The 26,180-nt window shown below is 37.8% G+C and carries 27 protein-coding genes; 9 read left to right on the forward strand and 18 right to left on the reverse strand.

The genetic code is table 11. The features are described 5' to 3' along the window. The first annotated feature begins 16 nt into the window (after positions 1 to 16). Positions 17 to 712, forward strand: a complete 696-nt coding sequence (locus B554_RS0112910; RefSeq protein WP_019458379.1) for a response regulator transcription factor — start codon at positions 17 to 19, stop codon at positions 710 to 712. Here the strand turns inward: B554_RS0112910 and B554_RS0112915 are convergent. The 10 genes from B554_RS0112915 to B554_RS0112960 all read right to left on the reverse strand — a co-directional run bounded on the left by B554_RS0112915 (position 709) and on the right by B554_RS0112960 (position 11,030). After that, positions 709 to 2,037, reverse strand: a complete 1,329-nt coding sequence (locus B554_RS0112915) for a sensor histidine kinase (protein ID WP_019458380.1) — start codon at positions 2,035 to 2,037, stop codon at positions 709 to 711. The genes B554_RS0112910 and B554_RS0112915 overlap by 4 nt on opposite strands. A gap of 29 nt (positions 2,038 to 2,066) precedes the next feature. Next, entirely contained in the window at positions 2,067 to 3,116 is a 1,050-nt protein-coding gene (locus B554_RS0112920; protein WP_004700749.1) for an SAM-dependent methyltransferase, read from the reverse strand. An 8-nt stretch (positions 3,117 to 3,124) separates the two neighbouring features. Continuing rightward, on the reverse strand, positions 3,125 to 3,904 hold the full coding sequence (locus B554_RS0112925; RefSeq protein WP_019458381.1) for a DUF1295 domain-containing protein: 780 nt from the start codon (positions 3,902 to 3,904) through the stop codon (positions 3,125 to 3,127). Positions 3,905 to 3,933: 29 nt separating this feature from the next. Continuing rightward, a complete protein-coding gene (locus B554_RS0112930) occupies positions 3,934 to 5,133 on the reverse strand; it encodes an SAM-dependent methyltransferase (RefSeq protein WP_019458382.1) in 1,200 nt (399 codons plus the stop codon). Further along, positions 5,130 to 5,921 (reverse strand): DUF1365 domain-containing protein, encoded by a 792-nt coding sequence (locus tag B554_RS0112935; protein WP_019458383.1) that lies wholly within the window; start codon positions 5,919 to 5,921, stop codon positions 5,130 to 5,132. The genes B554_RS0112930 and B554_RS0112935 overlap by 4 nt, the downstream gene beginning before the upstream one ends. A 25-nt stretch (positions 5,922 to 5,946) precedes the next feature. Beyond that, on the reverse strand, positions 5,947 to 7,209 hold the full coding sequence (locus B554_RS0112940; RefSeq protein ID WP_019458384.1) for an NAD(P)/FAD-dependent oxidoreductase: 1,263 nt from the start codon (positions 7,207 to 7,209) through the stop codon (positions 5,947 to 5,949). Then, positions 7,206 to 8,177: an acyl-CoA desaturase gene (locus B554_RS0112945; RefSeq protein ID WP_019458385.1), complete on the reverse strand. Its 972-nt coding sequence runs from the start codon at positions 8,175 to 8,177 to the stop codon at positions 7,206 to 7,208. Before B554_RS0112945 ends, B554_RS0112940 begins: the two co-directional genes overlap by 4 nt. Positions 8,178 to 8,298: 121 nt before the next feature. Next, the gene (locus B554_RS0112950; protein ID WP_019458386.1) at positions 8,299 to 8,862 is read right to left on the reverse strand and encodes a lipocalin family protein; all 564 of its coding nucleotides are present in this window, start codon (positions 8,860 to 8,862) and stop codon (positions 8,299 to 8,301) included. 96 nt (positions 8,863 to 8,958) lie between these two features. After that, on the reverse strand, positions 8,959 to 10,362 hold the full coding sequence (locus tag B554_RS0112955) for a heavy metal sensor histidine kinase (protein WP_019458387.1): 1,404 nt from the start codon (positions 10,360 to 10,362) through the stop codon (positions 8,959 to 8,961). Then, positions 10,359 to 11,030, reverse strand: a complete 672-nt coding sequence (locus B554_RS0112960) for a heavy metal response regulator transcription factor (RefSeq protein ID WP_019458388.1) — start codon at positions 11,028 to 11,030, stop codon at positions 10,359 to 10,361. Before B554_RS0112960 ends, B554_RS0112955 begins: the two co-directional genes overlap by 4 nt. A 125-nt stretch (positions 11,031 to 11,155) precedes the next feature. Between B554_RS0112960 and B554_RS0112965 the strand changes: the two genes are divergently transcribed. Further along, entirely contained in the window at positions 11,156 to 11,623 is a 468-nt protein-coding gene (locus B554_RS0112965; RefSeq protein WP_077163068.1) for a GlcG/HbpS family heme-binding protein, read from the forward strand. A 14-nt stretch (positions 11,624 to 11,637) separates the two neighbouring features. Then, a complete protein-coding gene (gene uraH / locus B554_RS0112970; RefSeq protein WP_005068395.1) occupies positions 11,638 to 12,039 on the forward strand; it encodes a hydroxyisourate hydrolase in 402 nt (133 codons plus the stop codon). A 57-nt stretch (positions 12,040 to 12,096) separates the two neighbouring features. Here the strand turns inward: uraH and B554_RS0112975 are convergent, their stop codons facing one another. The 5 genes from B554_RS0112975 to B554_RS0112995 all read right to left on the reverse strand — a co-directional run bounded on the left by B554_RS0112975 (position 12,097) and on the right by B554_RS0112995 (position 16,888). Continuing rightward, positions 12,097 to 12,804 carry a membrane integrity-associated transporter subunit PqiC gene (locus B554_RS0112975; RefSeq protein ID WP_025465213.1) on the reverse strand — a complete coding sequence of 236 codons (708 nt, stop codon included), beginning with the start codon at positions 12,802 to 12,804 and terminating at the stop codon, positions 12,097 to 12,099. Continuing rightward, the gene (locus B554_RS0112980; protein ID WP_029767837.1) at positions 12,794 to 14,461 is read right to left on the reverse strand and encodes an intermembrane transport protein PqiB; all 1,668 of its coding nucleotides are present in this window, start codon (positions 14,459 to 14,461) and stop codon (positions 12,794 to 12,796) included. The genes B554_RS0112975 and B554_RS0112980 overlap by 11 nt, the downstream gene beginning before the upstream one ends. 7 nt (positions 14,462 to 14,468) lie before the next feature. Next, positions 14,469 to 15,278 (reverse strand): paraquat-inducible protein A, encoded by an 810-nt coding sequence (locus tag B554_RS0112985; protein ID WP_019458392.1) that lies wholly within the window; start codon positions 15,276 to 15,278, stop codon positions 14,469 to 14,471. Continuing rightward, positions 15,275 to 15,883 carry a paraquat-inducible protein A gene (locus tag B554_RS0112990; RefSeq protein WP_019458393.1) on the reverse strand — a complete coding sequence of 203 codons (609 nt, stop codon included), beginning with the start codon at positions 15,881 to 15,883 and terminating at the stop codon, positions 15,275 to 15,277. Before B554_RS0112990 ends, B554_RS0112985 begins: the two co-directional genes overlap by 4 nt. Positions 15,884 to 16,003: 120 nt before the next feature. Continuing rightward, the gene (locus B554_RS0112995; RefSeq protein WP_019458394.1) at positions 16,004 to 16,888 is read right to left on the reverse strand and encodes a LysR substrate-binding domain-containing protein; all 885 of its coding nucleotides are present in this window, start codon (positions 16,886 to 16,888) and stop codon (positions 16,004 to 16,006) included. A 92-nt stretch (positions 16,889 to 16,980) separates the two neighbouring features. On the opposite strand from B554_RS0112995, the gene B554_RS0113000 reads away from it, so the two are divergent. The 4 genes from B554_RS0113000 to B554_RS0113015 all read left to right on the forward strand — a co-directional run bounded on the left by B554_RS0113000 (position 16,981) and on the right by B554_RS0113015 (position 21,638). Next, on the forward strand, positions 16,981 to 17,298 hold the full coding sequence (locus B554_RS0113000; RefSeq protein ID WP_004700718.1) for a carboxymuconolactone decarboxylase family protein: 318 nt from the start codon (positions 16,981 to 16,983) through the stop codon (positions 17,296 to 17,298). Next, positions 17,289 to 17,699 (forward strand): tautomerase family protein, encoded by a 411-nt coding sequence (locus tag B554_RS0113005; RefSeq protein ID WP_019458395.1) that lies wholly within the window; start codon positions 17,289 to 17,291, stop codon positions 17,697 to 17,699. Before B554_RS0113000 ends, B554_RS0113005 begins: the two co-directional genes overlap by 10 nt. Before the next feature lie 598 nt (positions 17,700 to 18,297). Then, positions 18,298 to 19,983 (forward strand): aspartate-alanine antiporter, encoded by a 1,686-nt coding sequence (gene aspT, locus B554_RS0113010; protein ID WP_004700714.1) that lies wholly within the window; start codon positions 18,298 to 18,300, stop codon positions 19,981 to 19,983. A gap of 56 nt (positions 19,984 to 20,039) precedes the next feature. Next, positions 20,040 to 21,638, forward strand: a complete 1,599-nt coding sequence (locus B554_RS0113015) for a bifunctional aspartate transaminase/aspartate 4-decarboxylase (RefSeq protein ID WP_019458396.1) — start codon at positions 20,040 to 20,042, stop codon at positions 21,636 to 21,638. A gap of 64 nt (positions 21,639 to 21,702) precedes the next feature. On the opposite strand, the gene B554_RS0113020 is transcribed toward B554_RS0113015, so the two are convergent. The 3 genes from B554_RS0113020 to B554_RS0113030 all read right to left on the reverse strand — a co-directional run bounded on the left by B554_RS0113020 (position 21,703) and on the right by B554_RS0113030 (position 24,630). Further along, a complete protein-coding gene (locus B554_RS0113020) occupies positions 21,703 to 22,467 on the reverse strand; it encodes an SDR family oxidoreductase (protein WP_019458397.1) in 765 nt (254 codons plus the stop codon). Between the two features lie 123 nt (positions 22,468 to 22,590). After that, a complete protein-coding gene (ada, locus tag B554_RS0113025) occupies positions 22,591 to 23,658 on the reverse strand; it encodes a bifunctional DNA-binding transcriptional regulator/O6-methylguanine-DNA methyltransferase Ada (RefSeq protein WP_019458398.1) in 1,068 nt (355 codons plus the stop codon). Positions 23,659 to 23,736: 78 nt separating this feature from the next. Continuing rightward, entirely contained in the window at positions 23,737 to 24,630 is an 894-nt protein-coding gene (locus tag B554_RS0113030) for a DMT family transporter (protein WP_019458399.1), read from the reverse strand. Between the two features lie 431 nt (positions 24,631 to 25,061). Here B554_RS0113030 and B554_RS0113035 point away from each other — a divergent pair, with 431 nt between their 5' ends. Then, positions 25,062 to 25,643: a TetR/AcrR family transcriptional regulator gene (locus tag B554_RS0113035; protein ID WP_019458400.1), complete on the forward strand. Its 582-nt coding sequence runs from the start codon at positions 25,062 to 25,064 to the stop codon at positions 25,641 to 25,643. A 92-nt stretch (positions 25,644 to 25,735) separates the two neighbouring features. Next, positions 25,736 to 26,164, forward strand: coding sequence for a hypothetical protein (locus tag B554_RS0113040; RefSeq protein ID WP_004700703.1), 429 nt, complete (start codon positions 25,736 to 25,738; stop codon positions 26,162 to 26,164). Positions 26,165 to 26,180 lie beyond the last annotated feature (16 nt).

The following is a 26,180-nucleotide window of genomic DNA, read 5'->3' on the forward strand; positions in this document are numbered from 1 at the left end:
GGCTTAATAAAATCTTATGGGTAATCACTTTATCCTCATGGTTGAGGACCATTTTGAACTGGCGGCAACAGTCTGTGAATTTCTTGAAGTGCATGGTTATGTCATCGATCATGCACGTAATTTAGATGCAGCCCGTTCTTTTCTAAAATCACAGCACTATCATCTTTTACTTCTTGATATAAATTTACCCGATGGTTCTGGTTATGACCTCTGTAATTGGTTACGTACTGAACAAGGGGTTGATATTCCAGTGCTGATGCTGACAGCCAGAGATACGTTAGATGACAAACTTAAAGGATTTACTGCTGGCACAGATGATTATTTAGTTAAGCCCTTTGATTTTAATGAATTAGTGATGCGTATTCGTGCCTTAATTAAGAGAGCTGCGGGTGAAGTCGCGAATCATAAAATTCAGATTCATGATTTAATTCTTGATAGCGCAACTCAAACCGTAGTTCGCGCTGGAAATAATATTGAATTACCACCTATTCAATTTAAACTATTAAAAATTTTGATGCGCCAGTCTCCGAAAGTGGTTACCAAGCAAGAGCTTATGATGGAGCTGTGGGGAGACGAAGAACCTGAAAGTGATGCTTTACGCAGTCATATTTATAACTTAAGAAAAATGGTAGATAAACCATTTGACCCTAAACTATTACACACAGTAGCAGGTGTCGGTTTAAAGATTGCTTTGGAAAATTCGGCCGATTAACTTAGATATACCACAACAATTAAACCTGTTGCTTGTTCTAAGTCTAATTCAGGATGTGTAGCTAAATAGTATTGCCGATCAAACAGTTCGACTCGCCATCCTAATTGTTTGCAAAGCTTCTGTACCAGTTGCAACCCAATGCCATGACCTTTAACTTTTAAAGAAAGCTGTGAATCGCTAAGCTCTTGCACCTTCACATCATTAGGTAAAGAAATTCCTATACCATTATCAGCAATAATCAAACTGTTTTTTTGCTGAATAATATCAATTTGTGAGCCTTGAGAGTAATTGAGGGCATTGCGCAAAATATTACCTAAAACCATTTTGGTCATAGAAGGATATAACCAGCGCGGTTGTTCTGCTAAGTCTGTGTGAATATGAATATGTATACCCTTACTCTCACTCATGACTTGCAAGCTTTCAACTAAGTCTCGCACAATTTGCGATAGGAAATTTTTTTCCGATGGTAGGCTTTTTACTGTATTACGTGCAATTGCGAGTAAAGTGTCGACTAATAATTGCATATCTTCAATCGTATTATGAAGTCGAACTAAGGCTTTATCATCACCGTATCTAGCCTGACAAAGCTGAACATTGCCTTTTAAAATCGTAAGTGGAGTACGAAGTTCGTGACTTACATCTCCAGTGAACTCTCGCTCGCGTCGAATAAACTCACTTAAGACCTGATGATATTTTTCCAAGGCTTGTTTCAGATACTCTGCTTCCATATTGCCATTGGTATTTATATCTTTAAAAGGTGAAGCTTGTGTGTCTTGATGTGCCCAATCAATATTTTCTAATGCATTTGCCAAACGGGTAATTGGGGAAAAATAGCGTCTTGCTCTTCGGTTTGACCACCACAAAAAACTGTATAAAACAGATAAACTGAACATCAGTGGAGCAAGTCCAAATAACCAAATCAGCTTGTTGACGTTACTCTCGCCAAATACCAAAAGTACATGCTGTCCATTACGCTCACCGTATACGGTCATACGTTCTTTACCATCAATAAAGATTCGATGTACCCCACTCTCTAAATGCATATCTTTAAAAGGTTGAGGTGCTATCTGGGTATTCCATCGATATCCATATAAATTTTTAGTATCTGGCAAATCTGCGTTCGGGTTACGATCTATACGTAACCAGTAATGTTCCATTTCCTGTTCTAAAGCAGTTTTAAGTAAAGAACCCTTAATTACCCAAGCACTACAAGCCAACCCGACCACAATCGATAATGCGATTAGAGCAATCTGCAACCAATAATATCGATTGAACATTTTGGCTAATGGATGGCTAGATTTGCCATCGCGTCGAGTTCTTATCATATCGTTATCGCCGGGATAGGCTGTAGAAATTACAAAGGTCTCTTTTTAAATAAAAAGTGGCCAATGACCCATTCTTGTCCTTGCTCAAACCCAAAAAGTTCAGCACAAGCCATGAAAAAAATACGCCAGCGTTGCCACCAAATATTGGCATCTTTTCCATAGATTTTTTTAAATAACGGTTTAAGTTCTTCCTCTTGATTATCCATATTATCAAGCCAAGCGTTCGCTGTTCTCATATAATGCTCACCTGACCACTGCCAGTGTTGAGCCAGTTCTAAATGCTCTTGAAAATGTAGAAAAGTGGAAGTTGAAGGCATTAAACCGCCAGTAAAGAAATACTTGGACATCCAATCATAGTCTGATTTTACTTCAAAAGGATAATGCAAAAAGCGATGACAAAAAATATGACACCAGAGTAACCCATCTGGCTTTAACCATCCCTGAATTTTTTCAAATAGACGTTGATAGTTCCGCACATGTTCAAACATTTCGACCGATACAACACGATCAAATTGGCCCTTGTCTAATTCGAGTACATTTACATCACAAGTGAGTACTTCAACATTGGTAAGCCCTCTCAACTTTGCTTGCTCGAGAATATGTTTTTTCTGAGTCGCGGAGTTTGAAACAGCCGTAATTTGTGAGCGTGGATAATTTTCCGCCATCCATAAGGTTAAAGAACCCCAACCGCAACCTAACTCTAAAATGTGTTGACCATTTTTAAGTTGGGCTCTTTCACAGTAAAGCTGAAGTGCCAACTCTTCTGCCTGATCTAAAGTTGTTGTTTTGGTTGGAAAGTAACATGCACTGTATTTAAGCCTTTTTCCAAGTACTGTCTGAAAAAACTCGGTCGGTAACTCATAGTGCTGTTCATTTGCTTTATCTGTTTCTACAGCAATTTCACTCTTTTTGAGTAAATTAAGAACGTCCATATAGCGCTGTGCCCCTTGCTCAGGGTCATAACGGCCTTCTTGAATTAAGCGCTTTTTACTTAAAGCACGAATTGCAGCTCTAATTGCATGATCTGGAATCACACCACTTTCAACAATTTTTAGAGACTGATGAACAATAAAATCCATATGAGCACCTATTTTTTTGGTCTTCGCGGAATAAACATTGAAGTTCTTTGTTGATAATCAAGATAATTTTGACCGCGGCTTTTGATTGCTTGTTTTTCACTAAATGGAATACCCGTGACGTAGTATAAAAATAGCCACATCAACACAGGATAAATCCACAATAAATATTCGTCTGCAGCTAAACCAATAATGGGATAGGCAAACCAATGTAACCATTCAAAAAAGTAATTTGGGTGTCGTGAATAACGCCATAATCCTTGATCCATGGTTTTGCCATGGTTTTCCGGATTTAACTTAAATCTGTATAACTGCTGATCGGCAAGCTGCTCACCTATGAAAGCAATCGCCATAACTACAGCTGCAATCACTAAAGCGATTTTATATTCACTACTCCATAGGCCTGCTTCTACGTTAAGCAGTGTCCACATCGGTAAAAAGAACAGAAACACTAAGAATGTTTGAAATATAAAGAATAATAAAAAGCCAAAATGCTGGAACTTACCCATGGCCTGACGCATATTTGCATATCGACCATCTTCTTTTTGTTCAGACTGATAACGTCTTAACAGGTGCCAAAACAGTCTTAAAAACCATAGACCGCTAAACACGCCGATAAATAGCCTTACTTCAACTGGAGCAACTGAAATGAGTAAAGAAGACACAATAATATTAATTGCCAGACAGAAGCTCCAAGCAGCATCTACTATTCCAGCACGACCATTTAGAGTTGCAAGTAACCAGCTTATCAACATGATAAGTAAGTCCAGAATGAGCAAATTCCATAACATGAGCTGTCTCCTTGCTAAAGGTGTTTGAACTAGTAACTGGTACTTTCAAACAACAAGTGAACATTGCTTATCACGCCTTCTTTAAAACCGCCCTCGCAATAACATAAATAGAAATCCCACATGCGAATGAAGTTTTCATCGAAACCTAGAGCCAATACCTCTTCCCTTGCAGCTAAAAAACGCTCTCGCCAATGATGAAGTGTTTGCGCATAACTTAGACCAATGTCATTTAAATACTTTAGCCTTAAACCACTCTCAGACGCGGTTTGAGTTAATACACTCACACTCGGAATGAAACTACCGGGAAAAATATAGCGTTTAATGTAGTCAACAGTATTGAGTGCTTTTTTATAGCGAAAATCTTCAATGGTGATGGCTTGAATAAGAGCCAAACCTTTAGGTTTTAAAAGTGCTCTACATTGATCAAAATATGTCGATAGATACTGTGCACCAACTGCTTCAACCATTTCAATTGAAACCAGCTTATCAAACTTACCTTCGAGCAAACGGTAGTCTTTTAATTGCACATCAATACGATGTGCTAAACCTGCTTCATTTACGCGGGTAATCGCTTCATCGTATTGGGCTTGCGAAATGGTAATGGTAGTCACTCGGCAGCCATAATGCTGAGCGGCATAAATTGCAAAACCACCCCAACCACTTCCGATTTCCACCAAGTGATCTAATGGTTTTAAATCCAACTTTTTACAGATAATTTCTTTTTTTAAATCTGATGCTTCTTCGAGTGTCATATTTTCATTTTCAAAAACGGCGCTCGAATACATTAAAGATGGATCTAAAAATAATTTAAAAAAATCATTACTTAAGTCGTAGTGCTCGGCAATATTTTTACGGCTACCACTTATAGAATTCTTTCTATTTTTATACCAAGCTTTAAGAAAAAACTGGCTCGCTTGGGCAAACATATTTTGATTAAGCTGGTCTAATACATCTCGATTACGCGCCAAGATCTGAATCAACTCGACAAGTTGCTGGCTGCTCCAATCTCCACGGATATAACCTTCTGCTGCACCTAAAACGCCATTTTTTAAAATGAGTTCCATCAATAAAGGATTATGTACTTCAACCACAGCATGCAAGTCTGATACTTCACCCACCGTACCATTCCATGCACCCTGAAAAGTAATCTGCCCATGACGTAATTTGAGAAGGCTTTTGAGTAGTAATGGTAGTGAGTCATCTTCACCATACAGAAATGTTTTTATCATGTCTTATCTACCTTGATCTTTTTAGGGTGACGATAAAATGGCACTTTTTTTCGCCACAACTTAAATGCCTCTAAATATATTGAAAACAGCATTTTAAAAGGCGCCAAGCTGTTATTAACAGCATATCGATATTGTTGTGAAGGAAATGTGATGGGTATAAGTTCAAAACGCATAGTGGCGTCAAAGACTTGATTTTGTTCTTCAAAGAGCTGCATATGAATGACATTTTGTTGATCTGAAAAACTAAACCGCCAACGGTAAGTCAACTGCATAGGCATAAACGGCGAAACATGAAATGATTTTTCAAATTTAAAATCAAAACTTTCATAATCCTTTATGTGACTGTATTGGTTTGTACAATCATGAACATAAACTTTTCGTTCATTCCAAGGGGTGTTGGTAATTTCACTAACAATAAATACAGGTTTTCCAGTTTTAGTTAGAACAAAATAAAATACGACCGAGTTAAAACGAAAACCTAAACATCGAGGTAAAGCCAACACTCTGATTTGCCAGTCTGGTCGGAAATGTGAGTTGTTATTTTGAAGTATTGCTTTCTCTACTCTATCCCTTATAGAGCCACGATACATATTTAAAAAATCATTTTCAGATAGTTTTAGTACATTCCAATGATCGGTAGACCAAAGTGAGCAATCTTTTGAAATTTCATTTAATTGATCTGGATCGAACCACAAATAATTTAAAGTCGAAGTGAATTGGTGCTCTTTAGGGCTATAACGTCTATGACGAATAAGTGCAGGAGCTATAGCAAGTTTATTTAATAACATTTGAGAAGCCTCCTGCTTTTAATATTTATAACACTAAGATTTGCTCTACAACACGAGCTGCACTACGGACCCCATCTTCATGAAAGCCCCATCCCCAATACGCTCCACAAAATGAAGTACGATTTTGTCCATTAATCTCTTGCCAGCGTGATTGGGCTTGAATTGCTTTTGCATCAAATACCGGATGACGATACTGACGTTCCACCAAAATATCCTCGGGTTTAATTTTCATATTTGGATTTAAGGTAGAGAAAATTTGAGTTTTGCAGGATAAGTTCTGCAAATTATTCATCCAATATGTAAACCCGTAATGTATAGCGGACGTATCATTTTCAACTTGTGATGTTGGCGTTACATGTACATGCCAACTTGCCCACTGCAAACGGCTTTTAGGCATAATCGAAAGATCACGGTGAACCACCATTCGATTATCTTGATAACCAAATTGGCTTAATATTTCTTGTTCCAGAGATGACGCATCTTTTAATAAACTTAGGCTATCGTCAGCGTGGCTTGCAAAAATGACCCAGTCATATTGTGATTGTCCTTCAACGGTTTCAATCAACACCTTTTCTTGCGAACGGCTCACAGCTTTTACTTCAGCAAACTTCCATTCAAGAGATGGGCAGTTCTTTTGAATCGCACGAATATAACTTGCCGAACCGTGTTTGACTGTTTGCCATTGCGGACGTTCTTTTAGCTGTAACATGCGATGATGCTGAAAAAAGCTCACCACAAATCGATATGGAATTTGACCTACTTGCTCAACCGGAGCCGACCATAAGGCACCGCACATCGGATAAAGATGCTCATAACGGAACTCATGACTATATTTGTGTTGGTCTAAATATTCTTCTATGGTTAAAGTAGGCTCAATATCTGCCACATCAATATTTTTATTATCATCATAAAAACGCAGTAAATCTGACAACATTTGCAGAAATTTTCGGTTTAAAAAGTTTTGCGGACGTGCAAACAGCGACCATTTTTTTGAAGGGTTATATTGAAGCCCACTCACCAGATTATTTACCGAAAAACTCATATCGCTGCTTTGAGTTTCTACACCTAATTTTTTTAGCATATCGGTAAATAACGGATAGTTATAGTCATTAAACACAATAAAACCACTATCTACCGCGACTTTAGTGCCTTCTATCTCTAGCTCGTGAGTGTCAGTATGACCACCAAAATAGTTATTTTTTTCATATACCGTAACCTGATGTTGTTTTGACAATTTCCAAGCGGCATAAAGCCCCGATATACCTGAACCAATAATGGCAATCTTCATAACACTTCCCCATTTTCAATTTTTTCTATTGGTAGATCTTTAATTTTTTTATATTGGTAAACTTTATTCGGTACGGGTTTTAACCCCCATACCAAACCAAATAAAGACATGACTTTGAGAATATAAAAGGTGATATCAATCTGCCACCAATGAAAACCTTGTCGTACACTGCCCGCGTAAAAGTGATGGTTATTGTGCCAGCCTTCACCTAGCGTAATTAGAGAAAGTAAAAAGTTATTACGGCTATCATCTGGGGTATTAAACTCACGTGAACCATAGCGATGAGCAAGCGAGTTAATACATAAAGTTGCATGAATTAGAAGAACAGTAGAAATCACAAATCCCCACACTAAAAGTTGTAAGCCATTTGTTCCTAGTTCGGGATGATGTCGAGCTAACCATGAACCTAAACCATAAATTGCCAAAGCCGTCAAAATCACAATAGGCAGACAAAATCGATCAAGCAAAATTAGTTCTGGATACTTCAACCAGTCTTTAATGACTTTTTTTCGAGTGGCAAAATTTTGCTCATTTAAAAACCAACCAACATGTGAATACCAAAAGCCTGCTTTGGCTGAATGAGGATCTTGATCGGTGTCGGTAAAATGATGGTGATAACGGTGATGCGCTGCCCACCATAATGGTCCGCGCTGCGCGCTCATGGTTCCAATGAGTACAAATATGAATTGAACAATACGTGAGGTTTGAAAAGTTTTATGCGAAAGATAACGGTGAAAAAAAGCGGTAATCGCAAACATACGTATAAAATAAAAACCGAGCATAAAGATCACAGCGAACCAAGACACGCCGACCCAAAACGCAGCCAAACAAGCGATATGTAATAAAATAAAAGGAATAATTCTTAACCATTGAATTTTCTTCTCAATGACATATTTGCTAGACGTATCCATTTGCGCATTTTCTGAATCTGACCAGCTATCGATCCAGCGTAGAAAAAATTTAGACATTGATTCTTCCTGATCTAAAGCATTTCTTTTCTGTTTTTTAATTTAGAAAATGCGCAATGAATTTTATGTGAAGATCTTAAAATTACGAATAAAATTTAAGATCTTCTTCATCAGTTATTTTCTATTTAGACTGTGTAGTTTTAACAAGTTTAGAAACATCATAACCATACTGTTTCGCAGTTTGCAGATAAGACTGGTATGTCGCTTCATCAAGTTGAGGGCTACGAGAAAGAATCCATAAATATTTATGGCTAGGGCCACCCACTAAAGCAACCTTATAGTCCTGATCTACTCTTAGAACCCAATAATCACCCTTGGTAAAAGGAATCCATCTGAGGCCAGAAGGTAAAAAGCTCACCTTTAATTTACTGTTACCTTCATTTTGCGGATAAGCCACACCTTCAGATGAAATCATTTCACCTTTTTTATTGGTACAGCTATTTAATACACCTACGGTTTTGTCCGCGTTAATAGAATAGTTTGCTGTTGTATTGGCTACACAATTACGCTGAAAAAACATAGGTAAATGTGCAATTTCATACCACTTACCTGTGTATTTATTAATATCAATAGACTCAACCGCGACAGGTTTCGTGTTGTTGTCTGCATACGTACTAAAAGGAAGCGCTACACTAACCATAGCAAGGCCAGTACTCACAACAAGTGATTTAAATGATAATTTCACAATGATCCTCCTATATTTATTTAATATTCTTAACCATACTGCAGAGTGCTGTGAACAAAGTGTGAATTTTAAAAATTAATGAACGCTATTAAGTATTTAATTTAATATTTTTGAAGTGTCTAGAACTGGAAAATCAAGCTCAAAGCACACACCTTCAACCGTGTTATAAACACGGTAAAGACCCTCATGTAAATCCATAATTGAAGCGACAATTGATAAACCTAATCCACCTGTCTGGTTCTCATCACTTCGACTTGAGTGGCATTGGTAGAATCTTTCAAAAAGATGCTCAAGTTGATGTTCAGCAATTGAAATACCACTGGTTATCACACTTAGACTTACCACTTTCTTGTGATCAAGTGTCTTATATTTACTTGTAATAAAAATAGTTCGCTTATTCCCACCATGAACCAGTGCATTTAAAATCAAGTTATAAACTGCTCTTTGAAATAGCTCAGGATCTGCAAATAACTTTTGGGTTTCTAAATTTAAACTAAAATGGCAGTGTTGTTCCTCAGCTTGATACTCAAAAATTTGGCATAGGTTATCTATAACTTCTTGGATATTTATGTCTTGTTTATTGACGAGAACCATTTTCTGATCGGCTCTTGCCAAGAAAAGCATGCTATCAATCATGCGTTTTAATCTGTGGTAGTCATCTAAATGAGACACCAGCAAATCTTCATATTGTTTAACCGAACGTTCGCCAGTTAAAGCAATCTCGGTTTGCCCAATCAAATTATTTAAAGGCGTACGGAACTCATGAGCGATATCTTCAGAAAAACGGTTGAGCTGCGTATAGCCTTTTTCAATACGCTCAAGCATGTGGTTTATATCTTTTGAAAGCAACTCAACTTCTAAAGGAGAATTTGAGAGATTTAACCGTTTCTGTAGCTGGTTTACGTTAATAGAGTGAGTTTGCTTGCGAAGCTCTTGTAACGACCGTAAACCTAAATGGCACGCTAAAATGCAAAGCACAAAGATTGCAAACACGCCCCCGACCACATACATCAAAAGACTTTCTTGAAAAGGTAAAAGAATATTGATACGTTCCGACCACTGTTTACCTGCAATAAGCAAATAAGGCTCTTGATTAATCGTTATGGTTTTCCAAGCAATTCGAGTTGGATATGGGTTATTGGCTAAATCTTGAAATTGAAGAGTGTTTTTTTCTGTAAACTCAGGTAACTGAATATGAAGCGGATTGATATTAATTAAAGCTTTGTCTTTATGGATGAGCAGAAACAAGTTGTCTTGATTGCCAAGCATGTTTTGATACAGCTTAGGCCGCGCAATAATTTGCTCTACATTTTCACTGTCTTGTAGCAAAATTTCCAAACGGTTAATTCGCTCTGCTAAAGCTTTATCTTGCTGCTTTAATAAAATCTGGTTAATGCCTAAATAGGTCATAAACCCGACGGAACATAAAATTAAGGCAGAACAAAGCGTGACCAGTAATGTAATACGGACTTCAAGCGAACGTAGTAATTTAAAGTTCATAAGCTAACCGAAATTTTATAGCCCAAGCCACGTATGGTATGAATGAGTTTTAACTCATAGCCTTCATCAATTTTGCTTCGTAAACGGCGTACCGCGACGTCAATAAAGTTGGTATCGGTGTCAAAGTTAATATTCCAAACCTCAGAACCAATTTGTCTACGCGTCACGATTTGCTCTTTATTGACCAATAAATAACGTAATAAGTTAAATTCGGTTTTACTCAGTTCGATTAAGTTGCCACTACGCCATACTTTATGACCAACCAAATCCATTTTTAAATCGCTAATAGACAGCTCATTTTCTTGCAGATATTGCTGTCTTCTTAACAAACTTTTAATGCGTGCCAATAGTTCAATATAGGAAAACGGTTTAGCCAAGTAATCATCTGCACCCAACTCTAACCCTTTCACCCTATCCATTACCTGATCTTTTGCCGTTAAGAAAATCACCGGAATTTTAGAAAACTGGCGTAGGACCTGTAATACGCTCCAGCCGTCTATGTCAGGCAACATCACATCAAGAATAAGCAAATCATATTGATCCCTTTTTAGCATTTCCAAACCTTGAAGCCCTAAGTGAACACACTCTGCTTGATATCCGGATTCTTTTAATCCTTTGACCAAATAAGTGGCGATCTTGATCTCGTCTTCAATAATAAGGATACGCATTTTGTAGAGACTCATTTGAAAGATGACAACTTTGTAATGTGATTGTCATGCTTGAAATTAAGCAATTTGTTTAAGATTTTCAAAGCGACATAGAGGCGATCATTATGAAAAAATTGAACTGGCTGATGTTAACAGCCGTGCTATTCGGTAATAGTACTTTTGCACAGCCCCCTGCTTTGAATCAAGTTTATTCGTTAGATCTAAAAACCGCCCACCTTTTAGCTGAAAGTGCTAAAGAGGCATGCAAAAAATTAAATCAAAACATTGCGGTTGTTGTTGTAGATCGCGGCGGTAATCCTTTAACTGCCGAACGGCATGAGCTGGTGGGTCCGCATAATTTAATGGCTGCCGAGAAAAAAGCCTATACCGCGTTATCTACCAAAACATCGACCTTAGTTTTAAGCCAAAACAGTAACCAAAACCCCGATGCAAAAAATTTAACCACCGTAGCGAATTTACTTTTGTTAGGCGGTGGCGTACCTGTCCGTTTTGAGAACCAAGTAATCGGAGCAATTGGCGTTGCGGGTGCTGGCGGTGCACAAAATGACAATCAATGTGCAAGCAAAGCCATTGAAACCGTTTTTAATTCATAAGGAGTTAGTTCAACATGACAAAATCATTTATTGCTTTATCTTCGTTATTTATAGCTTCGGCTACATTTGCACAAACTAATCCGCTGAGTGTGCATGTGTTAAATTTAGAAACGGGTTTACCCTCTTCTCAGGTTGAAGTCGTTTTAGAAAAAAACACCAATAACCAGTGGGTAAAACTCAACCAGCAAGTGACCGATTCAAATGGTCGTATTACTGCACTCTATCCAGAAAATAAAAAACTAGAGCAAGGCGTTTATAAAGTTACTTTTAAAACTGAAGACTGGTTTAAAAAGAACAAACAGCAAACGTTCTTTAGTGAAGTACCCGTAATTTTTAAAGTGGACGGCAGCGTAAACCACTACCATATTCCGTTACTACTTAGCCCGTACGGTTACTCAACCTATAGAGGCAACTAAAATAAAAAAGCCTTTATCTGTTTTTAGACAGATAAAGGCTTGTGTTAGAACATTTTACTACGAACAAACACCATTCGTGATCGCTATTTTTTTGTTTGAATCTAATGCCACAATTGAAGAAGAAACCGAATTAATAATCTGGCCCATCGCCTCACTTGAAGCACTTACAATTGCATCCATTTTCTTAGCTTTCTGATCAATTGGCTGTTTAAACGCAATTCGACAATTGAGCTGAGATCCTGCATTGGTAATGACTTTTGGATTAGATGACTCTAATTGAGTTGGGGGTATTTGACGCTTCACGACCCAAGACACCGCAATATTAATATAGCTTTTATCAACAATATCAAAATGAGAAAAGTCTGTAGAAACTCGATATAAAGGCTGATTGTTTCCAGCAAGCCCACTGCTATAACTGTCAATTGCGCCTAATTTTTGCTGTAAACCTGCCGATAGAGTATCGCGTAATTGTGTACTCATAGTCGACGTCCAGCGCTCATTGTTTAACACAGTAGACTTACCACTACTGTCTTGTAGCACTAAAGGCGCACGGTCTAAACGGTCTGGAAGACCAACTGGTAGAACTTCAATAACTCGAATACTTGAGCTAACTGCCGGAGTTATTTTAGGACTAATCGTATAGTAGTTCGGCGTTGGTGAACTCGAACAGGCCGTCATAGCAACTGCCGTTAAAAACAGGCCGCTCCCAAGCAGCCATTTGGCTGCTTTAGGATGTTGAAAAGATAGAGTGTTTTTATTTTTCATCATCGGCCTCTGGTGTCTTACCACGAATAATTGATTCAGGATGTTGCTCAATATAATCTGCCATGAGCTGTAATGAAGCTGCTGCACGTGTCATTTGCTGCAATGCTTTACGTACGTCTTGTTGTAACGGCGCATCACTCGACAAGATAGACTCAGACGATCTTACAGTTTTGCGAACATCGTCTAAGGTTGCTTGTAAACCAGGTGCAACTTTACCATCTAACTGTTTAACCAGCTTGTCGGTAGACTCAATAGCTGTATTCATATTCTTAAGCGTTTTACGAACATCTTGCCCAATTTCAACTAATGGGAATTTAGTTAACTTATCGGCAATTTGAGAAACCTGTGCCTGTAAGCCACTCAACTCTGTTGGAGTAGTTGGAATCACCACGCGGTTATCACTCAAAATTTGTAAGCTAGCTGGTTTCGCTTTAGGGAACTTATCTAAGGCAATATAGTTTTGGCCTGTTAAGAGGTTGCCCGTTCTCATCTGCGCACGCCATCCATGCTCAACAAAATCTTTGAAAATGTTGCTATTTGGATTGAGTGCCTGTCCATTTTCAACACGTGACGGATAAATGACCGCCTCAACGCGCATACGAATTTGCTTATAGTTATTATAGAACTCCGCATTAATCGATTTAACATTACCAATTTCAATACCCATGAAATCAATTGGCGCACCAGCAGCTAAACCGCGAAGTGAATGATCGAAGTACATAATCACGCCACGTGGCTGACCATCTGGTTCTTTGAGCGCATCGGATTTTGAGTCCCAAAGATTAAAGCTGCTCTTATTGGCCGCTACAGTCGCATTTGAGTTTTCAGGGAAACCAAAAGCAATACCGCCAGCAACAATACTCGCAAGAGATTGAGTATCTAAATTAAAGCCTGAAGCATTCAAACTCACATCTATACCACTTGCTTGCCAAAAGCGTGCATCTGTAGTCACAAACTTATCGTATGGTGCACGAATAAAAGTCTGAAGCTGCACACTTTTACCGTCATCAGCTAGCTTATAAGCAGTAATTTGCCCGACGTTAATTCGGCGGTAATAAATCGGTGAACCGATATCTAAAGATCCCAAGTCATCGGCTTTCAAAAAGAATTCTTTACCCGGCACATCGGAAGTAATCACTGGTGGTATTTCTAAACCCGTAAATTCAAGTTTTTTCTCGGGTGACTTACCGCCATCTACTTCAATATATGAACCTGACAATAAGGTGTCTATGCCTGAAACGCCACCTGTTCCAATACGTGGTCGTACTACCCAAAAACGTGAATCTTGCGCGGCAAAGTTGCTGGCATTTTTACGTAAATCAATTCGCGCAATAATATGTGAGCGGTCATCGGCTAGATCAATTTGCCGTACAACACCAATATCAACCTGCTTATAGCGCACAGTTGTTTTACCTGCAACTAAGCCTTCTGCTGTACGAAAAGATACTTCAATTGTTGGCCCATTAGAGAGCAATGCTTTCACTGCGAGTGAAAGTGCAATTAAAAGTGCAACCAATGGAACTATCCAAATTAATAGAGGTTTCCATCGATTTTTCTTTTCTTGCGGTTCTGGTAAATCATTCATGTTTTCCAGTTCAACATCAGTCTCATGATGATCTGATGTACCGCCGTTTGTTTTGTTTTCAGACATACTCATTTTTCTTTTATTGACTGGGATTAATGGAATCATTATTCAAGGACGAATGCTCTACCTGAATAACTGTGGTTTTTTCCGAAGAAAAATCATTGGGTTTATTGGTGTTTTGGGATGCGTAAAAATTATCCCAAATAATACGTGGGTCAAAACTTAAAGATGCAAACATGGTTAAGACTACAACTGCACCAAACGCAATTGAACCTGGCCCTGCCAAAATAGTCGCAAGCGATTGAATTTGAATAAGTGCAGTTAATAAAGCGACCACAAAGACGTCAATCATAGACCAGCGTCCGACAAACTCTACAATTCGGTAAAGTTTGATACATTGCTCTGGTGAAAATTTCCAAGCTGCCGATGACTGTATATATACAACCAATAATAGGAAATACAAAATAAATAGCTTAAGCATCGGAATAAAAATACTGGCCATGAAAATGACCACCGACACTAAATAGTCTCCATTTTGCCAAAAATAAATCACACCACTCATGATGGTGTCTTTCTGGCTGCCTAAAAGTGAATCGGTTATTGTCATCGGCAGTACGTTAGCCGGTATATACAAAATAGTTGCAGCAACGACTAGAGCAAAGGTACGGTTTAAACTTCCCTGTTTGCGCTCATGCAGTACACTACGACATCTAACGCAGCGTAAAACTTTATTCTTTTTAGCAGCGACTACTTTATCTACTTTTGATGAGTTTAATAACCCACAGCAGTGGCATAATATCAGCGATAGATCTTTGGCTCGTGGATATTGCTTTAGAACCATGTCGGTATTTTCGGCCTTGAGTGCAGTCACTTTTTTTATCGTTTTCATAGTGGTGACCTATCAATTTCGTTCCATATATCGCTTACCTTTATGGACGTAATATAAACCATCAATAGGCTCAAGACCGCAAATGCCCACAAGGCAATTTCTGGAATAACAAGCACCATACCCATTAACTTTACAAGGGTGACCAAAATTCCAATCAGGAATACCTCAACCATTCCCCAGACTCTCATAAAATAAAGCGTTCGTAAGGCAACTACTAAAAACTTTGGTCGTCTTTTAAATATACTGACCGTACCCAGTACATAAGCCATTAATAACAAATATGAAAGTGGCACAATAAACGTGGTAATTAAAATTAAGACACCGACAAAAGCCCGATCATAATGAAACATGACCCATACAGCACCCAATAAAGTGGTTTCAGATATATTCCCTTGCAGTTCAATTTTTACAATCGGAAAGCTATTGGCAATAACAAATACGATTAAGGCCGTTAAAATGAGGGCCAATAAAGTCGTAAATGGCTTAGTATGCCGATAAAGCTCTGCACCACAGCAAACACAATAAGCTCTTTTTCCATAAGCAAGCGGAACTCTACGATAGACGGTATCGCACTCCTCGCAACCTGCTAATTCTTTAAGCTTCATAGGCATACTCTAAGGGCTATTTTTTAACTGTTTTACACAAACACTTTTATTACTAAGTTAAATTAAAATATAAAGCAATCTAAAAACTATACTGGGCAATACAAATTTGAGAATAAAAAATTACCGCAGATGCTGTTCAATATATTGTTGAAACTGCTGAATAATATGTACTGATTGTGTGGTGGAATTGAAATAAAGACCAAAGTTTAAAGTCTCCAGTTTAGGCAGTACATCAGTTTCTATGGTCTGAATATCTAGTGGAATTTGAAAACATGATCTTAGACTAATGCCAATCCCCGCCCGTATAGCAGGCCATAGCCCTTGGACTGAGTTACACTCATAAGCAATATGCCAAGCAATACCCTTTTGCTCAAGTACCTCAATCGCCATTTGCCTTAAAATACAAGGTTGCTGTAATACCACAAGTGGTATAGAGGCTCTATTTTCAATGATTTGCAAGATATGGGGATGAGGACAGAATAACCATTTTGTCTCTACACTTTTAAGCTCATGAAAGTTTTCAATTACTGGTTTTTGCTGCCATATAAGTGCTAAATCAAGCTCTTGCTTTTGTACTTTATCAATCAAGTTAAGGTTGCGGTCAACCCGAATTTGAAACTGTACGTTTGGATGCTGCAACATAAACTGAGCGATAAGTTGCTGTAAGGTTCCTTCAGCAAAATCTTCTTGTAAACCAAAACGAATGACTCCACTCGCTTGAGTCTGATGCAGCTTTAAAAGCACTGTATCGTTCAAAGCCAACATGTTTTTTGCATGGCTCAGCAATAATTCACCACTTGGGGTTAATTCTAATAGTCGCCCCTGTTTTCTAAGAAGCTGGCAACCTGTTTGTTGCTCTAGCTTTTTTAATTGCGCACTAATTGCGGCCGGTGAACGACATAAGTGTTGTGCTGCTAGCTGATAACTCCCAAGCTCGATTCCTTTAACGAATGCACGTAAGGCATCTAAATCAAGATTGGTTGGGGGTTTAGTATAATCATTCATAAAAACCGAACTATTAGTTAGAAAAGTTTTGATTTTTTTAACTATACCAAACTGCCATATTAGCAACAACAGCATCAATGTTGAGTTCTAAAATGTTCAGAAAAATTGATATTCATAATTTGGAAATGATTTCGCCCAAACTTTATGAGTTCGGCAAAGACTATTTATTTGCGGATATCTGGCAAAGACAGATGCTTGATACTCAAACACGTTGTTTTATTACGATCACTGCGCTTGTTTTACAAGGGCGTTATTCGCAGCTCGAATGGCATATAAAAAATGCCTTAACTGAAGGCATCACAAAAGAACAAATTATTGAAGCCATTACCCATATTGCTTTTTATGCAGGCTTACCTACGGCCATTTCAGCACTAGAACATATGCCAGAGGAGATATGGTCATGCCCATGATTCGCTTTACAACCAGTTATGCATATACAGATCATGAAAAAGCTCAGATATCAAAAATTGTGCAGACTTGTATGGAAAGTTATTTTGATACTCCCCCAAATGATTGCTTTCATTTCTTTGAGCACTTGGCTCAAGGCAATATATATGTTGATCCTGATTACTGGGTGGAGTCTTCCCGCACTGAAAAATTCATGCTGCTATACATCACTTCCGGTAAAGCCAGAACAGCTCAGCAAAAATCAGATTTAATGCAGCATGTAACAGCACAGCTCCATCAAAAATTTAAGATTCCAGAGCAAGATGTCATGTTTGTGATTGTGCAAAATAGCCCAGAAGATTGGTGCTTTGGTCATGCGCTACGAGCAGATATTTACTTAAAAATGTTAGCTTCGAAACAGTAATTTCAAAGTTTTAAATCGCTATAAACCACTATTTTTAAGGTAATAAATATTTTTAAATATCAAGCTTCCATAACACGAAGCTTTTTATTTAAAAATGAAAATCCCTCAAGTTGAGTTTATATTGTTTCTTTAAAATAAGTCTTATTATGAAGATTTATTTAAATATATTCTAAATATATTAAACTTTAAATTATGCTATCTAGTTAACAGAAACTCATTTTTAAGTAGATTATTTTTTAATTTGAATAAAAACCATTACTTAAACGACAGTAAAAATATTAAATTACTATATATCAATAAATTACAAAAAACATATGCAAAAAAATTAATTCAAAGACAATTTTATTTCATAAAATATTCTTTATATTATTGTAAAAAATTTTTACCTTACATTCAAAACCAAAGCTGATTTAATCACTCAGAATTAGTGACATGCATACATCACAAGCACTTTAAACGACTTATTTTCTATAACTAAACTTAAGAAAATCATTAGACTTGAAGGTTTGCTTAAGTAATTTTCATATAGTATTTTAAAAATGAAAAATAAATAAATTTATATATTAAAGATAGATCTAATAATAAAAGTGAGATCAAAATGATTGAATGGTTACAAGGTGTTTTAAAACATAGCCCCGAAATATTATTGTTCTTATCACTCGCAATTGGCTTCTGGATTGGACAGTTCCAGTTTGGAAAATTTCAGTTTGGTGGAGTCGCAGGCTCCCTACTTGTAGCAGTCGTTCTAAGTCTTATCGGTGTACCTGTTGATAACGGCGTTAAAGCAATTTTATTTGCACTCTTCATTTACGCGGTAGGCTTTGAAAGTGGACCCCAGTTTTTTAAATCACTCGGGCCACAGTCTATAAAAGAAATTTTGTTAGCAGTATTTATGGCAGTGTGTGGTTTAGTCACCGTTTTAGTTATGGCTAAAATTTTCCATCTCGATAAAGGTTTGGCGGCCGGACTCGCGGCTGGTGGTATGACTCAATCTGCAATTATTGGTACTGCCGGAGATGCCATTTCCAGACTCGATCTGCCTCTGGCTGAGATTCAAAGACTTCAAGCAAATGTCGCGATTGGCTATGCGGTGACTTACATTTTCGGTTCTTTGGGCGCAATCATTGTATGTGTAAATATCTTGCCTAAATTTATGGGTAAAGAGATTCACGACGATGCTCTAAAAGCTCAAAGTGAACGACTTAAAGGTGCTTTTGAACTCGCACCGGGTCAGGAACTGGCAATGCCGGAAATTGTTGGACGTATTTATAAAGTTAAACAAGCCAATGGGCACACTATTGCGGAACTTGAAGCAAAAGAAGCAAGCATTACGATTGAACGGTTAAAACGTAAAGATCAGTTTATTGATGTTGCTCCTGAACTCACCTTACAAACAGACGATGTGGTATTGCTGGTCGGTCGCCGTGCCAGTGTAGTTTCCGTAGCCGAGCAAATCGGACCCGAATTGCAATCATCGCAGGGTATGGAAATGATTATGGATACCAGCGATGTCATCTTAAGAAATTCCAAATACATTAACCGTACCTTAGGTGATATTAAGGCCAATACTCCAGCCTATTTGAAGCACGGTATTTATGTACTTGCGATTAAACGTAACGATGAAACTCAACCTTTAAGTGACGACACCGTTCTAAAGCAAGGTGATGTCGTTACTGTCTATGGTACAAAAAGTGACCTCGACCGTTTAGTGAAAGAAGCTGGCAAAGCCTTACCTGAAAGCCTAAAAACAGACTGGATTTTTCATGGTGCAGGTCTTGTCGTTGGTTTAGTGATTGGTCTTTTTGTGATTCGTTTGGGCGATGTGCCATTAACGCTTGGCGCTGGCGGTGGTGCTTTACTATCAGGTCTTCTGTTTGGTTGGATTCGTAGTAGAAATCAGGTACATGGCAATATGCCGTTAGCGGCTTCACAGCTTCTTAAAGACTTAGGTTTGGCAGGTTTTGTTGCAGCGGTTGGCTTACAATCAGGTTTACAGGCCATTCAAACCATTAAAGAAAGTGGTCTTTCACTCTTTATGATTGGAGTAGTTGTAACACTGGTTCCGTTGCTGCTTTCCATGCTGTTTGCTCGTTATGTTCTGCGTTATAGCAACGTTGCGGTAATGGCTGGAGCGCTATCTGGTTCACGCAGTGCAAACCCTGCTTTTGGTGCCATCTTAGACAAAGCAGGCAACTCAATTCCGACTGTTCCTTTCGCAATCACCTATGCCCTCGCAAATGTGTTCTTGACCTTACTCGGACCACTAATCGTAGGCTTAGCCTGATTTTATACATTGAATTAGAAATTTTATTCATCTCACTATAATTAAGGAGACGTCCCATGGGGAAAGTCGATTATTCTAAATACGCAAAACTCAGTCCGTTTGAACTGAAAGATAATTTAATAGAATTAGCTCAAAGCCGAACTGACCGCATGATGTTAAATGCTGGCCGAGGCAATCCGAACTTTCTTGCGACTATCCCACGCCGAGCATTCTTTCAACTAGGTCTGTTTTCGGCAACCGAATCCGAATTTTCATTTTCTTATATGCCAGAAGGTCTAGGTGGCTTCCCTCGCCCTGTTGGACTCCAGTCACGTTTTGACAGCTTCATTTTGGAAAACCGCGATAAACCTGGTGTGGTCTTTTTAGGTAAAGCCGTATCTTATGTACGCGACCAATTAGGCTTAGACCCAGATCTTTTTTTACTTGAAATGGTTGAAGGGATTTTAGGCTGTAACTACCCTGTGCCAGACCGCATGCTTCGAGTAAGTGAAACGATTATTAAAGAGTACGTCTTACGAGAAATGGGCGTACAAGGCATGCAAAAAAGAGACTTAGATTTGTTTGCTGTTGAAGGCGGAACAGCCGCAATGGCCTATATTTTTAACTCATTAAAAGAAAATAAAATTATTAAAAACGGCGACCGCATTGCCATTGGTAGTCCTATTTTTACGCCATATCTGGAAATTCCGAAACTTAATGACTACCAACTTGAAGAAGTACTCATTGAGGCTGATCCTAAACTCGGTTGGCAATATCCAGAGTCAGAGCTTAGAAAGTTAGAAGATCCGTCTATTAAAGCGTTCTTCTTAGTCAACCCAAGTAACCCGCCATCGGTAAAAATGAGTGATGAAGGTCTTGCGATTTTGGCGGATATTGTTAAAAAACGCCCCGATCTGATTATTTTGACCGATGACGTTTACGGTACGTTTGCCGATAACTTCAAATCACTTTTTGCGATCTGTCCTGATAACACCATTTTGGTTTACTCGTTCTCTAAATACTTTGGCGCAACTGGTTGGCGACTTGGTGTAATCGCACTTTCAAATAACAATGTGCTTGATAAACAAATTGCGAACTTATCGAAAAAAGAGAAGAAAGAGCTTGAAGAGCGCTATTCATCTTTAACTACAGACCCATCAAGTATTAAGTTTATTGACCGTTTAGTTGCAGACAGCCGTAATGTTGCTTTAAACCATACTGCAGGCCTGTCTACCCCACAACAAGTGCAGATGGTTTTATTTGCACTATTTAATATGATGGACTCACGCCAAAGCTATAAAAAAGCAGTTAAGTCTGTTGTACGTGAACGCGATGCAGCACTCTATCGACAACTTGGCGTCGAGGTTCCAACAGATCCAAATGCTGTGGACTACTACACCCTTGTTAACCTTGAAAACACCTCACGCACTCTCTATGGAGATGAGTTTGCCGACTGGGTGATGAAAAATAAAAATCCGACCGAGCTATTATTTAGAGTAGCAGATGAAACAGGTGTGGTTTTATTGCCGGGTTCTGGCTTCGGTGTGCAGCATCCTTCTGCCCGTGCGTCATTGGCTAACCTTAATGAATACCAATATGCTGCTATTGGTGACTCTTTAAGACGCTTTGCAGATGAAGCTTATGCCGAGTATTTAAAAACCAAAAAAGGAAAATAACTATATATAAAAAGTGAGGCTCTAGCAGCCTCACTTTTTTACGACCTATTTATTTATTGTTTATTTAGGTTTTACAAATAGTCACTCCACCATCGGCGAGTACAGCACTCCCTGTAATAAAGCTTGCATCATCACTTACTAAAAAGAGCGCCACTTTGGCAATTTCATCGGGTTCTGCTAAACGTTTCATCGCATGTATGCTTTTTACAAACTCTAGAACTTCTGGAGAAGAAGCGGCCTCTTGACCCATTGAAGTATTTGTTCCACCGGGCAAAAGTGCATTTACTCGAATGCCTGACGTTGCATATTCTGCTGCCATCACTTTGGTTAAACCAATGAGTCCCGCTTTGCTTGCAGCATAAGCCGCCATTTGAGGAAACCCGATATGATGACCAACAAAAGAAGATGTAAACAGTATTGAACCATAGCCCTGCTCTAACATGACTTTAAGCTGCTCTCTGGCAGACTGAAACGCACTGGTTAAATTATTCTGAAGAACATAATTCCAATTTTCATCGGTTGTGTCGTGAGTCAGTTGATATTCTCCCAACAGGCCTGCGTTATTAAACGCAATATCTAACCTGCCATAATATTGCGTAGCCATATCAATTGCTCTTTGCATGGTTGTAGGGTCATTAAGATCCCCTGCAATAAAGTGCGCAACGACTCCGTCTCGATTCAAACTATCGCAAAGCTCTTTTAAAACACGCTCACGGCGTGCAACCAGAATAACTTTCGCTCCTTCGGCTACAAATAACGACGCGGCACTTAAACCTATACCTGAACTTGCACCCGTAATAATAGCCACTTTGTCTTTTAATCTGCTCATACTCACAATTCCATCTTGATTAAATTGATGGATATATTTTGAGTAACCCGAAGAAAATAGACTCTCTGATTCTTGCTGTTTTTGAAAAAATTAACTCTATAAAAACAGCCTACTAAAACAATTTTAGTTTCGTGCCAGTTCTGCTTCTTTCTCTAACAATGCACGTTTACGCTCAACGCCCCAACGATAACCAGAAATAAAACCATCATTTCGAACAACACGATGACATGGAATAGCAACAGCTAACATGTTTGCAGCACATGCCCCTGCAACAGCCCGAACCGCTTTAGGTGAACCTATTTTTTGGGCTATATCGGAATAACTAGCTGTCTGCCCCGCAGGAATTTCTTTCAAGGCTTGCCATACTCTTTGTTGAAATGCAGTCCCTTGAATATCTAGTGGTAAATCTAATCCGATTTGTGGCGCTTCAATAAACCCGACAATATGCGCAATCAGTTGCTCAAACTCATCATCACAGCCAATCAAATCGGCTTCTGGAAATTTATCTTGTAAATCATTTAAAAGCTTTTCAGGGTCATCGCCTAGCAAAATTGCACAAATTCCTTTCTGGCTTTGGGCAACTAAAATGTCTCCTAAAGAGCACGCTCCTATGGCGAAAAAAATGCGTACACCCTTACCGCCAGATTTCCATTCTTTCGCTGTCATACCTAATAGCGAATTTGAATTTTCATAGAACTGACTATTCGAATTAAAGCCTGCATTAAATATTGCATCAGTCACACTGATATTTTCGTCTAGGTTTTCTCTTAGCTTTTTACTTTTATGGGCATCGGCATAGCCTTTAGGTGTTAGGCCAGTAATTTGCTTAAAAACTCGGTGAAAATGATATGCGCTCATTCCTACATGATCTGCCACATCTGATAAAGACAAGTTTTCTTCATGTAGTTCAATGTATCTACACGCTTTCTCGATTTTCTCTACAAGCTTTGGATCGTGTGCATTTGAAAGTCTGTTTTGTATTTTTTGGCTTGCTCGATAACCATTTTTCTCGGCTTGCACGGCATTCTCAAAGAAAACTACATTTTCTTTTTTAGGCAGTCTTTTTGTACTTGATGGCAGACAATACATACCTGAGGTTTTCACGCCATAAACAAAATATGCATCAGCTTCTGCATTACGATCAACAATTGCTTGCCATCTATCTTCGTCTGTTATCCACTGATTTTTCATTTTGCTCACCTCAATTGCAATTTAATATTTAATGACTTATTTTCGCAACTTTGTTGATAAGCAAAACTCTTGGTATTGCTATTTTAATCTTTTCAACGCAAAAACATTCCAATGCAACTTTACTCCGAGCACACCCAATAAAATTAAAGCTGCACCTAAAATTTGAGTATTGGTCAGCACATGATCAAAAAAGAAATAATCAATTACTATGGTCGATATAGGATAGATAAAAGATAAGATGGCAATGTTATTTAAAGGTATTTTCTTAATTGCCGAGTACATTAAATAGTAAAGAAATGCTGTGTGTAAAACCCCTAACCCAAGTACAAACAGCCACTGTTGGCCTATCGGTGGATTTGCAAAAACCGAAATAAACGGAGTCATAACAATGGCTCCACTTAAGGTTTGTATAAGCACAATTAATAAAGGCGGCGTGTTAGTTAGTTTTTTAGTGATTAGAACCGATATTGAATACAGTGTAGTAGCTATAAGAACCAAGCCTAAACCTGCTAACTCACTGGAGTTGACCGAGGCACTACCTAAACCAATAATTACAATTAGCCCAGCAAAAGCAACTAGGGTCCATAGCACATCATTTTTATTTAGCTTTTCATGAAAGACCAAAGCCCCTAAAAATAAAATCACAAACGGGTTTACGTGATAAACAATCGTGGCTAAAGAGATAGAGGTTTTAGGGAAAGCAGCAAACAGCAGAATCCAGTTAAAAATAATAAGTAAGCCCGATGTCACCATTAAAAATAGTTCTTTTTTGCCAAAATATACTTTTTTAAAATGACCGTAAAACAAACAGATGGGTATTAAGCATAAGGCTGATATAAGGCAGCGGAAAAATACGATGTTAATTGGTGATTGACCTGATTTAATCACAAATAGGCCAATACTCCCTGAAAGCAGCATAGCTACGACCATTTCAAGTGTGCCGACTTTTGTTTTTAACTTGTGTTCATCCACAGCTTTCTCCAATAGTTTTATATCGTTAATTATTCGACTTATTTATGTTTATCTAATTGAGTAGAATTTTTAAGATAAATCTTTTTAGTTTCAGATATATAAAATTTAAATTATTCAGTTATTTAATATAAAAAATAATATATCTTACTCATTTAAACTTTAAGAAAAAAACAACTATTTAAGAATTTATCTGGAAAATAGAGACATACCGAACGATGTGCCAAATGAAGGAAACATCCCTAAAATTTGATAAATCTTATTAAATTAAACATTACATTTTTATAGATTATATCATAATCCAAGATATGCGATTAAATACATACAGTTCTGTCTTTCTTTTGTTTAAATTTCAACCATATCGACTAGTCTAACAGTCCCTCTATCAACTAAAATACCAAGCTTAATTCTTCAACAAAATGCAATAAGCCCTTATGAATGCACAAATAAAATTAAAAAAACCATCAAAACGAGAAATTATTCTAAGAACAGCAACTCAGCTCTTTATTCAGGAAAGTTATATTGCTGTCGGTATAGACCGAATTATTGCTGAATCTGATATTGCCAAAGCGACCTTTTATAAACATTTCCCATCTAAAGAAGAATTGGTGGCCGCTTGCCTACAGGAACTAAAACTTGATATCCAGATTGCGGTAGAAGAGCAAATATCTACACGATCAGTTCCTTTAGAAAAATTAGAACAACTCTATATGTGGTATATCAATTGGGTAAATCAAAATGGTGCCAGAGGGTGTCCATTTCATAAAGCACGAATGGATGTAGGAAGCTTATATCCAACTATTCATGTCGTGCTAGATGAATATCGAAATTGGTTATTTGACACTACCAGTTCTATTTTTAAAGAATTAGAAATAAAGGATCCTATAACGCTCACTCATTTATTCCTCTCTCTCCTCGATGGCTTGATTAATGCGTCTGTTTGCGAAGAAAATCCAATTGAACCAGAGAAAACGTGGAACTATATCAATACATTAATTGAGCTAGAGACAACCTAACCGGAAATCTAACCCTATATTTTCTAAAGAATTGAATTTAAGTGAAAATTTAATCTCAGAAATATAAAATTTAATTTATTCAGCTATTTAATATGAAAATTAATTTTGACGTTAAATTTGTTTCTGGTTTAGTAGGTTCATTAAATATTCAAGTGATACCTATGGACCTCGATAGAAATGAAAATTGTATCGGCTCTATAGTTGTTGATGAAATTGCTTTTTCACTCGTTGAAAATTTATTTAACCGAGATAAAGAAAAGTTTTTCCATTGGGGAAATACTTTTATAGACTCTGAAAATATCAAAGAAATTATAAAAGATTTGTATAAGCTTCATTCATTTATAAATCAGTTAGATAAATACGATAAGACGTTAAAGCTCATTTTCGAAAAAGAAACAAAATGGTTTGCAAATCACTTCAATTTTTTTAAACCACAAGCTCTCAACATGATCATAGAAATTACCAAATTTCTTGAGAGAGTCGAAAACAAATATGATGGCATTACCGTAATAGGTATTTAGCAACCCAAGCTCAATA

Source organism: Acinetobacter sp. GG2 (assembly GCF_000292385.1).
GTDB classification, from domain to species: domain Bacteria; phylum Pseudomonadota; class Gammaproteobacteria; order Pseudomonadales; family Moraxellaceae; genus Acinetobacter; species Acinetobacter seifertii.